Raw genomic sequence first — 16,627 nt, 5'->3', positions numbered from 1 at the left:
CGCCGCGACCGCCCGCGTCAGCGCCGCGGGCGATCGATCACCGCGCGCGCGGCGGCGACCACGGTTTCCTGCGGACGGTTCACCTTCATCCGGTGCCAGCCATACAGCTCGCCGATCGATCGGCGGGATTGTTCGCGCACCACGTCCGCGCCCGCATCCGATGCGTCGCCCGACCGCGCGTTGACGCGGGCTATCCGGTCGCGCTCGGGTGCCTCCAGCCAGATGCCGGTGAACGGCACCCGCCAGCGATCGGCCAGCATCTCCGCGATGTCGCGCTCGCTGCGGCGCATGAAGACCGCGTCGATGATCACGCTGGTCCCGCACGACAGATGGTCGTCGGCGGATTCGAACAGCGCCTCCCAAGTATCGGCATCGTTCGCCTGGGTATAATGCGAGGCAGGCAGCCGCGCCTCGGGCGGCAGGCCCATCAGCCGCTTGCGGAACACGTCGCTGCGCAGGATCCGGGCGCCCGGCGCGCGGCCCATCAATCCGCCGAGCGAGCGGGCCAGCGTGCTCTTGCCCGTGCCCGAGAGTCCGCCCAGCGCCAGCAGCCGCGGCGGCGAGTCGGCCAGCACCGCATCGTCATGGCCGTGGATCGACACGAACAGGGGCAGCAGCGACCAGCCCTGGGCACCCTGGGGCAACAGGTCGACATAGCGGTTGGCGATCACGTTCGCCGCGGCGACCAGGCCGCGACAGCGCAGATCCTCGAGCAGGGCGGCCAGGTCGAACAGGATGTCGATGCCCGTCCCGGTCGCGGCGCCCAGTTCGGGTCCGGCCTCGCCCACGATGATGTGATCCAGCGTCAGCGCGCCGTGGCCGTGCCGGAAGCGGCCATTGGCGGTGCGCGAGTCGAGATGGCGGGCGTGGCGCGACCATTCCAGCCGCTGCTGCGGCAGTTCGGCCTCGATCGCCGCCGCGCCGCCGCCCGGCGCACGCTCGGCCGAGGCATGGAAGGCCGCGATCCGGTCCGCCAGCCGCATCAGCAGCGCGTGGTCCAGCTCGCGCCGCTCGACGATTTCACTCAGCAACAGGCCGGCCGGAACACGCATGAACAATCCTTAGCACGCCCGACCGGCGCGTCACCTTAACGGCGCGGGGAAACCGACAATTCCGACAGTTCGATCCAGGGCTGCGGCGCATTCGCCTTGGTCCGGCCGAATGCGGTCAGGCACTTCATGAATTCGGGCGCGAACATCACCCCGCCGCCCGGCTTCAGGCAGGGCACCGCCTTGTAGCCGTCGGCGCTGACCATGCGCAGTGGGCCGCGCGGATGCTCGATGCGAATGACCGCGATCGAATTCACCTCCAGCTGGTTGACCAGGATCGATTCCGCCCGCAGCGCGGCGTCGACCGCGCCATGCTTGTCGTTGATGTCCGGATCGGGCTCGGCCGTGGTCGGGCCGTTGCGGATGACATAGATGGGGAACAGCGGCTCGCGCCGACGCGCGGGCTGGCCCGGGGCGAGGGGGGCGGCCGCGTCGCGCTCGCTCACCGCCTGCACCGAAGCGGCGACATTCGCCTCGAACACCGATGCACGCGTGCCGCCGTCGAAATAGGTCACGCCGTTGATCTGCACCGGCTGGAAATTGACCGGCATCGCTGCCGACGCCAGCGCCGCGCCGGTGATGCAGGTCCGCGCCTCGCGCCGCGGCAGCTGGGCCAGTTCGACCACGTCGACATATTTGAACGTGCCGCTGGCCGCCTCGACGAAGCCGATCAGGACGAACTTGCGCTGCTGGCCGTCGGGGCCGAGCATCGCCTTCAGCGCATCGATCGCGCAGGGCCTGGTGGGGTCGTCCACCACCGCATCGGGGCACAGCGCCATCTCGATCCGCCCCTGGAGCGGGGCGAGGCCGGCCATCGACCCCTTCAGGATCACCCGCAGGAAGCCGCCGCGATCGACGATGTCGCTTTCCTTTGCCGGGGCATAGGCCTGGAGCAGCTCGGCATAGGCCTGGGGCGTGCCGATCGACACGAACAGCGACTGCAGCGCGCCGGTGCTGACCCCGCTGATGAAGGTCGCGTCGGGCAGGGCGCCGTTCAGCCGCATCTGGTCGAGAAAACCGGCGCCGAACGCGCCCCATTGTCCGCCGCCCGACAGCATCAGGACCGCCGGTACCTGCTGGGCAGGGCCACCGGGCCGCGATGTCAGCCCCTCGGCCGGGCGGGTGGCCCGGTCGATGCGCGTCAGCATGTCGGTGTCGCGCGGTGCCCCTTCCAGCTGCGGTCCGCCGCGCGGCGGCAGGCCGTGGATCTCGCGCTCCAGCGACGAGAAGGGCACGTCATGGGTGAACTTGTCGAACTTCGGGCAGCTGATGTTCAGCGTCCCGTGATTCCCCGAACAGGCCGACACCAGCAACCCGAGTCCGATCGATGCAACGATCCTGCGCATACCCCACCCCCATGAAGTTCGTAAGGCCGGGCGGGCTGTTGCGCCGTCCCGGTCCGGAGCTGCGACCGTTGCCCCCGCCGCTAGACCAGCGAAGGGCGGCTGCCAAGATCGTTACGCTGTCAAAGCGGACCTATCGCGCGCCTATCGCCTCGGAGCCTCGCCCAGCGCCTTCGCGATCGCCGCGTGCAGCGGCTTGGGCCGGAATTCGGCGTCATAGGGACAGCCGCGGATCATCTGCTTGTCGGCGCGCGGATCGAAGCCGGTCAGCCAGCTATATTTGTCGACCATGCCCCAGGCGAGCACCTCGCGCAGCTGGGGATAGGAGGCCATCAGCTCGAGATAGGCGCCGGCATAATCGGCCACCATCCGGTCGCGCACGGCGATGTCGGTCGGCGCCTTCTTGTCGTTCACGTCGAACTCGGTGATCGCAAGCTTGTAGCCCATGCCGACCACCGCATCGATGAACGCGCGCCACGGCCCGCTCGATTCGCGGACGATCTCGGCCACCGGCGCATCCTTCAGCAGGCGGATGTGCGACTGGATGCCCAGCGTGTCGACCGGCGTCCCGCGCTTGCGGAACCCCTCCAGCATCCCGAGCACACCCTTGATATGGGTCTCGTCCTCGGTGCCGCGCTCCCAGCTCATATAGTCGTTATAGACCAGCTCGGCATGCGGCGCCTCGGCCCTGGCGGTATGGAACATCAGGTCCAGCATCGCCTCGCCGCTGCCGAACGCGCGGGTGACGACGGTGTCGCGCAGCGCGCCGGTCTCGGGCTCGACCGCCTCGTTCACCACGTCATAGGAATGGATCTTCGTGCCGTATCGGCGGCAGACGGTGCGGACATGACTGGCCAGCAGCGTCTCGGCCGCCTTTGCCGGCTGCGATCCGAAATCATAACCGACCAGCCATTTCGGAAACCATTTCTCGGGCGCCCAGAACAAGGTGTGGCCGCGCACGCCCATGCCGCGTTTCACCGCTTCCGCGACGATCTGGTCGAAATGATCGAAGTCGTAGCGGTCGGCGGCGGGACGGGTCCATTGCCACTTCAGCTCGTTCTCCGGCACGACCAGCCCGCAGTCGCGCTCGAGGATCGCGGCATAGGCGGGGTTGGCGAAGCTGCCGCGATCGGCACCCGGCGCGCCCCAGGCGACCGCCGATCCGAAGCGCAGCCCCTTGCGCTGTGCCACCGCATCGATGCCGGCCGGTGCCGCCTGGGCCAGCGCAGGGCCGCCAATCTTCAGCGCGGCCCCGGCCGCCCCGGCCGCCAGGATCCCGCGGCGCGTCAGTCCCGTCATGGCATTCCCCTCCGTCACCAGTTGAACATCGTGCCGTCTTCAAGGCGTGCGACCGGCAGATAGGCGCGCTTATAGTCGTGCTTCGCCGCCAGCACCTCGTCGATCTCGACGCCCAGGCCCGGCTTGTCGCCCGGATGCATCATCCCGTCCTCGAAGCGATAGGCGTGGGGGAAGACTGCGTCGGTCTCCTCGGTATGGCGCATATATTCCTGCACGCCGAAATTCGGCACCGAGATGCCGAAATGCAGCGCCGCCGCCATGCTGACCGGCGACAGGTCGGTCGCCCCGTGGCAGCCGGTGCGGACCTGGTACAGGTCAGCCAGGCTGGCGATGCGGCGCAGATGGGTGATCCCGCCGGCATGGACCACGGTGGCGCGGATATAGTCGATCAGCTGTTCCTCGATCAGCTGCTTGGCGTCCCAGATCGAGTTGAAGATCTCGCCCACCGCCAGCGGCGTCGTGGTGTGCTGGCGGATCAGGCGGAACGCCGCCTGGTTCTCCGCCGGGGTGGCGTCCTCCAGCCAGAAGGGGCGATAGGGCTCAAGATCCTTGCCCAGCCGGCCCGCCTCGATCGGGGTCAGCCGGTGATGGACGTCGTGCAGCAGGTGCACGTCCCAGCCCAGCGCCTCGCGCGCCGCCTCGAACAGCGGCGGGACCGAGCGCAGATATTTCTCGGTCGACCACAGGCTCTCGGTCGGCAGCGCAGCATCGGCGGGCTCGTAGAAATAGCGGTCCTTCGACACGCCATAGGTCGCCTTCAGCCCCGGCACGCCCGACTGGAGCCGGATCGCGCGATAGCCCTGTTCATGGTAACGCAGCGCATTCTCGATCGTCTCGGAAATGTCGGCGCCATTGGCATGGCCATAGACCATGCAGCCCTCGCGGCTGGCGCCGCCCAGCAGCTGATAGACCGGCAGCCCGGCCAGCTTGCCCTTGATGTCCCACAGCGCCATGTCGACCGCGGCGATCGCCGACATGGTCACCGGCCCGCGCCGCCAATAGGCGCCCTTGTAGAGATACTGCCAGATATCCTCGATCCGGTGCGCGTCGCGCCCGATCAGGCAGGGGATGACATGATCCTCGAGATAGCTGGCAACCGCCAGTTCACGGCCGTTCAGCGTGGCGTCGCCGATGCCGGTGACCCCGTCCTTCGTCTCGATCAGCAGGGTGACGAAATTGCGTCCGGGCGAGGTGACGATGACGCGCGCAGAGACGATCTCAGTCATGCCGATTCCCGCACTCTCGCTGTGCCCCGCATGCCCGCATCCTGCTCTCCCGTCTCTCGAATTTCATATTGTCTGATGATAGCGCTACCAGAAACGTCATGCTATCGGCTTTGTCAACGGCGGGCGTGACTCGGCGAGGCGAGAGGATGACGATGCGGCTGTTTTTCCAGCTTTTCTGCCTGTTGGCATTGATTTTTGGCATGACTCCCGAATCGCGTGCCGAGGACGGCTATGACCTCTGGCTGCGCTATCGTGCGGTCGAAGCGGAGGCGCAGGCGCGCTACCGGCCGCTGGCCGCCGCGATCGTGTCCGAAGGCCGCAGCGATACGATCGACGCCGCGACGCAGGAACTTCGCCGCGGGCTGGGGGGAATGCTCGGTCAGGCCCCGGCAACCGCCGCCCGGGTAACCGGCGACGGCGCGATCGTCATCGGCACGCCGGCCGGATCGCCGATCGTGGCACGGCTCAGGCTGCCACTGTCCGGGCTGGGCCACGAGGGCTTCCTGATCCGCTCGGTCACGATCGACGGCCGCCGCGCGACGGTGATCGCGGCGAACAGCGACATCGGCCTGCTCTACGGCGCCTTCCGCTATCTCCAGCGCATCCAGCTTCGCCAGCCGGTCGACGCGATCGACCTGTCTGACAAGCCGAAACTCGACGTGCGGGTGCTCAATCACTGGGACAATCTCGATCGCTATGTCGAGCGCGGCTATTCGGGTGAATCCTTGTGGGACTGGCAGAAGCTGCCGCGCTTCCGCGACCCGCGCTACACCGACTATGCCCGCGCCAACGCCTCGATCGGGATCAACGGCGTGGTGCTGACCAACGTCAACGCCAATGCCGATATCCTGCGGCCCGAATGGCTGGAAAAGGTCAAGATACTGGCCGAGACCTTCCGCCCCTATGGCATCCGCGTCTACCTGACCGCGCGCTTCTCCGCCCCGATCGAGCTGGGCGGCATGAAGACCGCCGATCCGCTCGACCCGGCCGTCCGCGCCTGGTGGAAGGCGCGCACCGACGAGATCTACCGGGTCATCCCCGATTTCGGCGGCTTCCTGGTGAAGGCCAATTCGGAAGGCCAGCCGGGGCCCGGCGACTACAAGCGCACCCATGCCGACGGCGCCAACATGCTGGCCGACGCGGTGAAGCCGCATGGCGGCATCGTGATGTGGCGCGCCTTCGTCTATGAACCGCACAATCCCGAGGACCGCCACAAACAGGCCTATACCGACTTCGTGCCGCTGGACGGCAAGTTCGCCGACAATGTCCTGGTCCAGGTGAAGAACGGCGCGATCGATTTCCAGCCGCGCGAACCCTTCCATCCGATCTTCGGCGCGATGCCGCGCACGCCGCTGATGATGGAGTTCCAGATCACCAAGGAATATCTCGGATTCGCCACCCACCTCGCCTATCTGGGGACGATGTGGGAGGAGGTGCTGGAAAGCGATACCGGCCGCCCCCGCGCCGGCCGCACCGTCGCCGATGTGCTGGAAACCCGCGTCCGTCCCGGCGCGCTGACCGGCATGGCCGGGGTCGCCAATATCGGGACCGACCGCAACTGGTCGGGATCGCAGTTCGACCAGGCCAATTGGTACGCCTTCGGCCGGATGGCCTGGAATCCGGACAGCAAGGCGCAGGCGATCGCCGCCGACTGGACCCGGATGACCTGGGGCGCCGGTCCGGCGATCGACGATGCCGTGACCGGCATGATGATGCGATCGCGCGAGGCGGTGGTCGATTACATGACGCCGCTGGGGCTGGGCCACCTGATGGCGACCGGCCATCATTACGGCCCGGCGCCCTGGGTCTCCGACCTCGCCCGGCCCGAATGGAACCCGGTCTATTATCACAAGGCCGATCAGGGCGGGATCGGCTTCGACCGGACGAAGACCGGCAGCGATGCGGTTTCGCAATATGCGCCGTCGGTCGCGGCACGCTACGGCAGCGTGGACCGGGTGCCCGAGGAGCTGCTGCTGTGGTTCCACCATGTGCCCTGGAGCCACCGAATGGCGTCGGGCCGCACCCTGTGGGACGAACTGATCGTCCGGTACGACCGCGGCGTCGGCGAGGTCGCGGCGATGCAGGCACGCTGGGACACGCTGAGGGACAAGGTCGATCCCGGCCGCTGGGCCGAGGTTCGCGACTTCCTGGCGATCCAGCATGACGAGGCGACATGGTGGCGCGACGCCTCGATTGCCTATTTCCAGTCGGTTTCGAAGCTGCCCTTGCCCGCCGGCCATGCGGCGCCCGCGCACGACCTCGACTGGTACAAGGCGATCGACAGCAAATACGCGCCGGGCAACGGCAAATAGGCGAAGCGGGGGCGGGGTTCGCAGAGCGGATCGCCGCCTCCGACGCCGAACGGGCAGGGCGCCTGCTCACGGGTAAATCCCCGGATATCGGGGCCCGGGTCGCGCCGTGCGGAGCGTTCGAAACGACCAGTCGCATTCCCGCCTTTTCGTCGGGGCTTGACCGGATTTTTCGAATCGATAAAAACTCATACAAAAGATGGTAGCGCTAACGTGACCATGATGAGGGGAGAGGACATGATGAATCCGTCGAAGAATCGTGTGCGCGGCGTGCTGGGCATGACCGCGTTGCTGATGGCCGGAACGGCACTGCCGGCCTTTGCCCAGACCACCGCCGAACCGGCGCCGCAGGACCAGGCTGCACCCCCGGCGGACGAACCGACCGACATCGTCGTCACCGGTTATCGCGCCTCGCTGGAAAGCTCGACCAATGCGAAGCGCGACTCGGTCGGCTTCAGCGACTCGATCTTCGCGACCGACATCGGCAAGTTCCCGGACACCAACATCGCGGAATCGTTCAACCGGATCCCCGGTATAACGATCAACCGCGACGTGAATGGCGAAGGCGTCAACGTCGCCATCCGCGGCTTGGGCTCGAACTTCACCAACGTCACGCTGAACGGCGCGCCGATCGCGGTCTCTTCGTCGGGCGCGACCGACGCGCAGGGCACCGATCGCTCGGTCGACCTCAGCTTTTTCCCGACCGACCTGTTCACCAAGCTGACGGTGAACAAGAGCTATACCGCCAATCTTCTGGAGGGCGGCGCCGCCGGCAATATCGACATTCGCTCGGCGCGCCCGTTCGACCGTCCAGGCACGCGGCTGACCTACAATGTCCAGGCGGTCCGGTCGGGGATCGAGGACAAGCTGGGCGCTCGCGGATCGCTGATCGCCAGCACCACGACCGATACGCTGGGCATCCTGGTCGGCGTGTCGGCGCAGCGGCTCTACACCGACAATCGCGGTTACGAGACGATCGGCTTCACCAACCCGGCGCTGACCGCCGCCCAGTGCGGCGCCGCGACCGGTTGCAACTCGACACTCGGCGGCAACTGGACGATCCCGGCTACGGTTCCGGCGGGCGCCGGCGGCGGGCTGACCGCAGGCACCGTCATCGACCGCGATTTCCTGCTGGCGAACAATCCCGGTGCGACGATCCAGCAGATCGACAACGGGCTGCTGCCGCGCCTCGGCCGTTTCTCGGCGCAATATGGCCGCCGCGACCGGATCAACGGCATCGTCAGCGCGGAGTGGCGGCCCAGCGACACGCTGAACTTCTATGTCGACGGCCTGTACGGCTACAAGTTCAACGACCTGCGCCGCGAGAACATCGCCTGGATCGTTCGCAACAGCCAGGTCATCCCGACACAGACCAAATATGACCGGGCGGACTGTTCCGCCGGCTGCCTGGTGACCGAGGGGACCTACGCCAACTCGCAATTCTTCCTCGAATATCGCCCGTTCATCGAGACCACCGAGCTATGGAGCGTGAATCCCGGGATGGAGTGGGAGATCGCGGACAAGCTGAAATTCTCGTTCCAGGGCAATTACGCCCGCAGCACCTTCCACCGCGAGGTGCCAACCGCAGGACCGGCGACGATCATGGGCGCAGGCACCACGGTAAACTACAAATATAATCCCAATGGCCCGCCCACGATCGACGCCAGCATCGACCTGAACAACCCGGCGAATTTCGCGTGGAGTGGCGGCCGCGTGAACATCCAGGACGAGCGCCGGGTCAACGAGACCAAGGGCCTGCGCGGCAGCCTGACCTGGGGCGATGCGGCGCTGAGCGTCCAGGTGGGCGGCAATTATGACGACGTCACCCGCCGTATTCGCGGGTTCGACAATAGCGGCGCGTGGCAGAATGCGGTGTGCGGCGGCAACCCCAGCATCAGCTTGCCCTTGCCCAATGGCCAGCCGCCATGCCTGGGCCAGACCGCCGGCCAGATCACGCCGGGCGTTGGCGGCTATCCCAACTATCCCGGCTATGGCACCGGCTATACCGCCGGCCAGACGGGCACTGTCAGCTATGGCGGCTCGCTGATCCCCGCGGCCCAGCTTTCCAGCTTCCTGACGCCCGGGCGCGCGGGCTTCGTCACGGTGGACTGGGACCGGTTCAAGGCGGCGTCCAACTATGACTTCTATCACGACAATGCGCCGGAATCGGGCGGGTCGAACACCGGTGCCAATGGCGGCCTGATCAACGAAAAGTCATGGGCCGGCTATGTCACGGTCAACGGCACGCAGCAGGTGGGCGGCAACGACCTGCGCTTCAACCTGGGCGTCCGCTATGTGCGGACCGACCAGACGATCGGCGGCCGCGTCTCGTTGACCGATCCGCGCAACACGCTGCCGAACGGGACGCAGATCCCCGACGGCTCGCGCTATCCCAGCGTAACCAACTTCATCGAGACACGGAACAGCTACGACAAATGGCTGCCGGCTGCGACGGTGGCATATAACGTGACCGACAATGCCATCGTACGCGCGGCCTATTCGAAGACGATGACCCGCCCCGATCCGGCGGCGCAGCTGCCCGGCGTTGGCTTCGGCGATCCGTCGGCGGCGACCGCGACGATCGGCAACCCGGCGCTCAACCCCTATTTCTCGAACAATATCGACCTGGGGTTCGAACTCTATACCGGGCGCGAGGGGCTGATCGCGTTCAGTGCATTCCGCAAGTCGCTCGTCGGCTTCACGAGCCCCCTGGTCACGACTCAGCCATTCTCGTTCCTGGCGCAATATGGGATCACCTATGACTCGCTGAACGCGACTCAGCGCACGGCGATCGACCTGCGCGGCGGTCCCACCACTGCCCAGATCCAGGTCCAGTCGCAGGTCAACGTACCGAACAAGCTGATCGTCAATGGCCTGGAATTCCAGTGGGTCCAGCCGCTCGACTTCCTGACCGAGCGGCTCGGTGTGCGCGGCTTCGGATTCAACGCCAATGCGACTTTGGTCGATCAGCGCAGCGATGGACCGGCAGTCGCCTTCGGCGTGGCGCCGTTCACCTACAATCTGATCGGCTATTACGAAAATGGCGGGGTCAATCTGCGCGTCTCGACCACGTTCCGCGAGGGGTCGCAGAGCAGCAGCACCAACCAGAACGGCATTCTCCCGGCAGCATTGTACACCACCGACTATCAGCAGTGGGACATGTCGGCGAGCCTCGACCTGAAGGAGGCGTTCGGCATCGAGCATGCGCCGCAACTGACGCTGGACATCCAGAACTTCACCAACTCGAAGCTTCGCAGCTACTTCCAGTTCCCGGGTGCGACCTTCAACCAGTACACCCCCGGCACCACCGTGCTGGTCGGCATCCGCGGCAGCTTCTGACGAGCGGGACGGACGGCGCCCCGCGGGTGCCGTCCGCCTGACGAAGATATCTACGGGATCGGCAATACCGACATCCCGGATGCGTGCTTCAGGAACGGAGTTGGCATGTTCGATCGTCGCGGCGTCATGGGAGCAGCGATTGCCGGCTTCCTTGCCGCTTCCCCGCTTGCCGCGGCCGTGCGGTTCGACCGTCGGAACCCCGGCTTCGACATCGTCGATGACGGCGGCGGCGTGGTCCCGATCTTCGTCGATGCCGCGGACCTGCCGGGCGTGCGCCGTGCCGCCGGGGATCTGGCCGCCGATATCGGCCGGGTGACCGGAACCGACGCGCGGATCCTGGCGTCGGCCGCCGAGCTGGCGGGCCGCGTCATCATCGTCGGCTCTCTGGGGCACAGCCCGCTGCTCGACGGCCTGGTCGCGCGCGGCAAGCTCGACGTGCGCGATGTCCGGGGCAAGTGGGAAGCCTATACGCTCCAGACGATCGCCGATCCGATGCCCGGCGTCCGCGAGGCGCTGGTGATCGCGGGCAGCGACAAGCGCGGCGCGATCTATGGCATCTACGACCTATCGCGAACGATCGGCGTGTCGCCCTGGTACTGGTGGGCGGACGTGCCCGTCGTCCGGCGCAAGCAGGTGCGCGTCAGTTACGGACGCTATGTCCAGGGATCGCCTGCAGTGAAATATCGCGGCATCTTCCTCAACAACGAGGCACCGGCGCTGTCCGGCTGGACCAAGGCGAAGTTCGGCGGAATGAACGCCGCCTTCTACACCAGGCTGTTCGAATTGCTGCTGCGGCTGCGCGCCAATTATCTGTGGCCTGCGATGTGGGACAATGCCTTTGCCGAGGACGATCCCGCCAATCCGCGGATGGCCGAGGACTATGGCATCGTCATGGGCAGCTCGCATCACGAACCGATGATGCGCGCGCACAAGGAATGGACCGACCGCAAGGACCGGCTCGGCAACGGCCAGTGGAACTACGTCACCAACCGCGATGCCATCCGCCAGTTCTTCCGCGAAGGGATCGAGCGCAACCGCGACAACGAGGTGCTCGTCACCATCGGCATGCGCGGCGACGGCGATGTCGCGATGAGCGGAACCGGCAGCCTGGCGTCCGACGTCAAGCTGCTCGAGACCATCATCGCCGACCAGCGCGGGATCATCGCCCAGGGGATGGGCCGGCCGGCCGAAACCGTGCCCCAGGTCTGGGTGCTCTTCACCGAGGTCTATAAATATTACGATGCCGGGCTGAAGGTGCCCGACGATGTCACGCTGATGTTCGCCGACGACAACGTCGGCAATCTGCGCCGGCTGCCGCTCAAGTCCGAGCTCGGCCGCAAGGGCGGGTTCGGCATCTATTTCCACATGGACATGAATGGCGGTCCGTTCTCGTACAAATGGGTCAACACCAATCCGCTGCCCAAGATCTGGGAACAGATGAACCTGGCGAACCGCTATGGCGCCAACGAGATCTGGATCGCCAATGTCGGCGATCTCAAGCCGCTCGAGCTGCCGATCGAATTCTTCCTGGCGATGGCATGGAATCCGGTCGAGGTCGGCAAGGACCGGATCGCCGGCTGGACCCGCGACTGGGCCGCGGAGCAATTCGGCCCTGCGCATTCGGCGGAGATCGCCGATCTCCTGGCGCGCTACGCGAAATATAATGCGTGGCGAAAGCCCGAGCTGCTGAGCCCCGGCACCTACAGCCTCGAGCATTATCGCGAGGCCGAACGCGCATGCGAGGCATGGGACATTCTGGAGCGCCGCGCCGATGCACTCGCCGAAAAGCTCGCCCCGGATCAGCAAGCGGCCTATTTCCAGCTTGTCCTCTATCCCGTGCGGGCCTGCGCTGCCCTGACGAACCTCTATGTCGCGGCGGCGCGCAACGCCCGGTTCGGGCGGCAGGGGAGGGCCAGTACCAATGCCGAGGCGACACGGGTGCGCGAACTGTTCGAGCGCGGCCACCGGCTGCGCGATGCGTACAACAAGGATCTGTCGGGCGGCAAATGGGACCATCTGATGGACCAGCCCTATATCGGCTATTTCGACTGGTTCCCGCCGGTGAACGACATCATGCCGGCGGTGACGTCGCTCGATCTCGCCGCGGACGCCGGCTTCGGCGTCGCCGTGGACGGCGATGCCAAGGGCTGGCCGGGCTTCTGGCTGTCCCCCAGGCTGCCGACGCTCGACAGCCTGTCGCGCAACCGCACCTATATCGAGGTCTTTCCGCGCGGGCCCCGGCCGCTCGACGTCCAGCTTGTCGCGGACCGGCCCTGGGTCCGGATCGAGCGCGGGCCCGCCTTCAGCGTGTCGCCGGAGGACCGCCGCTACTGGATCGACATCGACTGGTCCGCCGCGCCGGTCGGGGCTTCGGAGGCGGTGATCACCGTCAGCGGCATGGATCAGGAACCCGTCAAGGTCACATTGCCCGTGCTGCGGGCCACCGCGCAGCAGATGCGCGAGGCCAGGGGGGCATGGGGCACGCTCACCGGCGCCTTCGCCATCCCGGCGTCGGCCGCAAGCCGATCGGTTCCCGCGCGCGGCGTGCGATGGGAAGCCATTCCCGACTATGGCCGGGTCGATACCGCCATGTCGGTCTTCCCCGTCGATGCGGAGCCCTTCAGCGATCCGACCAGCTCGCCCCGGCTGGACTATGAGCTGTTCCTCGCCCAGCCCGGCACCTATCATGTCGACCTGGTCACGGGCGCCACGCTCGAGGCCTATCCCGGCCGGAAACATGCGGTGGCGGTCGGCATCGATGACGAGGCGCCCGTCGTCCAGGCGGTATTCACGCCCGAGAACGGACCCAGGCAGGATTTCCTGGGTTCCGGACATGCCGAAACCGCCGGGGCAAATGCGCGCACGATGCGCTTCGAGATCCCGGTGGCCCGCGCCGGACGTCATCTGCTGCGGGTGTCGATGATCGATCCGATGGTCGTGCTGCAGACGATCATCGTCTCGCGCGATCCGCTTCCCGAAAGCTATTTCGGGCCGCCGCCCCTGGGTCCGCGATAGCGGCTATTCGACCATGCGGATCGGCATCGACAGGCTTCCCACGGCGACGGCCTCGCTCAGGGTCGCTGGAGGCCGCGCAACAGATAGTGTTTGAGATAGGCGCGCCAGCCCGGGCTCGGCTCGCCGAGCACGCGGCGATGCTCGGGCGGCAGATGTTCGGCCGGATGACCGTGGCGGCGAAAGGCGAAGGTGTCGAACATCGCCCGCCACGCCTCGCGCCGCGGCTCGGAAAGATGGCTGACCGCCAGGATGGCGTGGACCATCGCCTCCATCCGCGCCGGCATGTCGGGGGAATCCGCCCACCAATAGTTCATCAGCAGGTTGAACCGCGACAGCGCGTCGACCTGATGCCACCACAGGGCGGGGATGAAGATCGCGTCGCCGGGTTCCAGCTCGGCGACCCGCGCCGCGGCCAGCGCCTCGCGGAAACGCGGATAGCGATCGAAATCGGGATTGTTCAGCTCGACCATGCTGGCGGGCTGGCCGGCCATGTTGTGGTCGAGCGGGCCGACATAGAGATTATGCACCTGGTCGGGCGGGAACAGCGTGAAGCGCCGCCGTCCGCCGGCGACGACCGCGACATTGTCCGACGCGTCGAAATGGATGCTGACGATGCTGGCATTGCCGATCCACAGCCGCGGCGACGCGTCCAGACCCTCGACCAGCGGCATCGGATTGGCGTCGGATAGGCCGGGCAGCGTCGCGTCGGCATCCAGCGCCCCGGCATAGATTGACGGCGGATCATCGCTGTCGTGGATCTGCTCGAGCGTGGCGAGCAAAGCCGCCAGCGGCCCCTTGCGCCGCTCGAAATTGAAGCCGCGCATGTCGGCCGTGTAGAAATACCGGCCGCCCATCCCGGACTGGCCGACGAACGCCTCGGCCGTGCTGCCCCGGTCGAAGCGCCGCAGATAGGCGCCGGCCGATCCCGGGGCGCTTCCCGCCGCCGCCAGCGGCCAGTCCGCCGCCGCGCCGCGGATCACGACCGGCTCATAACGTTCGACCACCTCGTCGCGAAAGGCGGCGGGGGAGAGGTCGCGGAGTTCGCGGATCGGTGTCATCCCCGGTGTCCTAGCGGCATCGGCGGGCGAGGGGGCCAAAAAAAAGACGCGCAGGCATACGTCCTGACCCGCTCGACACCCGCATCCCCATCCGCCATGGTAGCGGTAACGAAACCAAGGGGAGAGTATGATGCGGATGGCGATTTTGGCCACCATGTTGCTGGGCGTCGCCGTACCGGCAGCGGCGCAGACGGCGCGGTTCGACTGGTTCGACTATCGGGGTTCCGACCCCGTCGACGCCACGGTCAGGCAGGGCCCGGGCGACTATCGCAATCCGATCCTCGGCGGCTTCTATCCCGACCCCAGCGTCACCCGCGTCGGTGCGGATTTCTACCTCGTCACCTCGACCTTCAGCTACTTCCCCGGCATCCCGGTCTTCCACAGCCGCGACCTGGTCAACTGGACCCAGATCGCCAACGCGATCGACCGCCCGGGCCAGCTCGACTTCAAGCAGCTCGGCCTGTCGCGCGGCGTGTTCGCGCCGACCATCCAGCACAAGGATGGCCTGTTCTATATCCTCAACACCTGCGTGGATTGCGGCGGCAACTTCGTCATCACCGCAAGGAACCCCGCCGGTCCCTGGTCCGACCCGGTCTTCCTCCCCGACCTGAAGGGCGGGATCGACCCGTCGCTGTTCTTCGACGAGGACGGCCGCACCTGGATCATCAACAACGACGCCCCCGCCGGCCCGCCGCAATATCAGGGGCACCGCGCCCTATGGGTCCAGGAGTTCGACCTCAAGGGGCTGAAGACCTTCGGCCCGCGCACCATGATCGTCGATGGCGGCGTCGACATCCGGACCAAGCCGATCTGGATCGAGGGGCCGCACATCTTCCGCAAGGACGGCTGGTATTATCTCAGCGCAGCCGAGGGCGGCACCGCCGAGGGGCACAGCCAGGTCATCCTGCGCTCCAAATCGGTGCTCGGCCCGTGGACGCCCGGTCCGCGCAACCCGATCCTGACCCAGCGCGACCTGCCGCGCGACCGCGCCCATCCGATCACCTCGGCCGGCCATGCCCAGCTCGTCACCACCCCCGACGGCAAATGGTGGGCGACCTTCCTGGCGGTGCGTCCCTATGAGGGCGACTATTACAATACCGGGCGCGAGACCTTCCTGCTGCCGGTCGAATGGAAGGACGGCTGGCCGGTCATCCTCGAACGCGGCAAGCCGATCCCCTATGTCCACCCCAGGCCCGCGCTTCCCGCCGGTAAGGGCACGGCGATGTCGGGCCCGCTTTCGGTGCGCGACGAATTCGCCGGGCCGAAGCTGCCTGCCCATTGGATGATGATGCGCAACCCGAAGAGCGACTGGTACCGCTTCGACAAGGGCGCGCTGGTCCTCACGGCCCGCCCCGACGGGCTGGGCGACAATGCCAACCCCTCCTTCCTCGGCCGGCGCCAGCAGAACATGGACGCCGTCGCCTCCACCGTCGTGCGCTTCACGCCCGGCAAGAACGGCGACCGCGCCGGGCTCGCCGCGCTGCAGAGCGACGACTATTGGGGCTTTGTCGGAATCGGCATGGAGGGTGGCAAGCCGGTCGTGCTGGTCGAAAGCCGGGCAGGGGAGAAGGAGCCGAAACCGGGCCGCATCCTCGCCTCCGCCCCGCTGACCGCCAAACCCGGCGCTCCCGTCTGGCTGCGCGTCACCGCCTCGGGGAAGGACTATGCCTTCGCCTATGCCACGACCCAGGGCCGCTGGCAGACGCTCGGCACGCTCGACGCGAAGCAGTTCAGCACCAAGAGCGCCGGCGGCTTCGTCGGCACCGTCTTCGGCCCCTTCGCACGCTCGGGACAATGATGCGCCTTCTTCTCGCGACCACCGCCATCGCCCTGACCCTTTCCTCCCCCGGAGCCGGTGCTCCGGGGGAGCGACTATCTGCCGGGTCAAGCGGCAGACGCCAGTTTTTGGCGTGTATCGCGCATTTTGGCGTTCAGTCTGACGAGGAGTTTGCGGGCCAGGGCGATGCGGACGACCATCTTTGGTTTGCC

General features: G+C 66.9%; 9 protein-coding genes. 4 read left to right on the top strand and 5 right to left on the bottom strand.

From position 1 onward, the window contains the following. Positions 1-17 precede the first annotated feature (17 nt). From TPR58_RS16040 to manD, 4 genes are all read right to left on the bottom strand, one after another. Entirely contained in the window at positions 18-1,052 is a 1,035-nt protein-coding gene (locus TPR58_RS16040) for a P-loop nucleotide/nucleoside kinase family protein (RefSeq protein ID WP_346247732.1), read from the bottom strand. A gap of 35 nt (positions 1,053-1,087) precedes the next feature. Beyond that, entirely contained in the window at positions 1,088-2,395 is a 1,308-nt protein-coding gene (locus TPR58_RS16035; RefSeq protein WP_346247731.1) for a patatin-like phospholipase family protein, read from the bottom strand. A gap of 141 nt (positions 2,396-2,536) precedes the next feature. Next, positions 2,537-3,691, bottom strand: a complete 1,155-nt coding sequence (locus TPR58_RS16030; protein ID WP_346247729.1) for an endo-1,4-beta-xylanase — start codon at positions 3,689-3,691, stop codon at positions 2,537-2,539. A gap of 14 nt (positions 3,692-3,705) precedes the next feature. Continuing rightward, positions 3,706-4,917: a D-mannonate dehydratase ManD gene (gene manD, locus TPR58_RS16025; RefSeq protein WP_346247728.1), complete on the bottom strand. Its 1,212-nt coding sequence runs from the start codon at positions 4,915-4,917 to the stop codon at positions 3,706-3,708. A gap of 200 nt (positions 4,918-5,117) precedes the next feature. On the opposite strand from manD, the gene TPR58_RS16020 reads away from it, so the two are divergent. The 3 genes from TPR58_RS16020 to TPR58_RS16010 all read left to right on the top strand — a co-directional run bounded on the left by TPR58_RS16020 (position 5,118) and on the right by TPR58_RS16010 (position 13,580). Next, a complete protein-coding gene (locus TPR58_RS16020) occupies positions 5,118-7,229 on the top strand; it encodes an alpha-glucuronidase family glycosyl hydrolase (RefSeq protein WP_346247727.1) in 2,112 nt (703 codons plus the stop codon). Positions 7,230-7,463: 234 nt separating this feature from the next. Continuing rightward, positions 7,464-10,565 carry a TonB-dependent receptor gene (locus tag TPR58_RS16015; RefSeq protein WP_346247726.1) on the top strand — a complete coding sequence of 1,034 codons (3,102 nt, stop codon included), beginning with the start codon at positions 7,464-7,466 and terminating at the stop codon, positions 10,563-10,565. Positions 10,566-10,670: 105 nt separating this feature from the next. Next, the gene (locus TPR58_RS16010; RefSeq protein ID WP_346247725.1) at positions 10,671-13,580 is read left to right on the top strand and encodes a glycosyl hydrolase 115 family protein; all 2,910 of its coding nucleotides are present in this window, start codon (positions 10,671-10,673) and stop codon (positions 13,578-13,580) included. A gap of 56 nt (positions 13,581-13,636) precedes the next feature. Here the strand turns inward: TPR58_RS16010 and TPR58_RS16005 are convergent, their stop codons facing one another. Then, positions 13,637-14,638 carry a cupin-like domain-containing protein gene (locus TPR58_RS16005; protein ID WP_346247724.1) on the bottom strand — a complete coding sequence of 334 codons (1,002 nt, stop codon included), beginning with the start codon at positions 14,636-14,638 and terminating at the stop codon, positions 13,637-13,639. A 130-nt stretch (positions 14,639-14,768) separates the two neighbouring features. Here TPR58_RS16005 and TPR58_RS16000 point away from each other — a divergent pair, with 130 nt between their 5' ends. Next, the gene (locus tag TPR58_RS16000; RefSeq protein ID WP_346247723.1) at positions 14,769-16,436 is read left to right on the top strand and encodes a glycoside hydrolase family 43 protein; all 1,668 of its coding nucleotides are present in this window, start codon (positions 14,769-14,771) and stop codon (positions 16,434-16,436) included. Positions 16,437-16,627: the final 191 nt, after the last annotated feature.

It is taken from the genome of Sphingomonas rustica (assembly GCF_039652585.1).
Lineage (GTDB): Bacteria > Pseudomonadota > Alphaproteobacteria > Sphingomonadales > Sphingomonadaceae > Sphingomonas > Sphingomonas rustica.
This window is presented reverse-complemented; position numbering and strand designations above follow the sequence as displayed.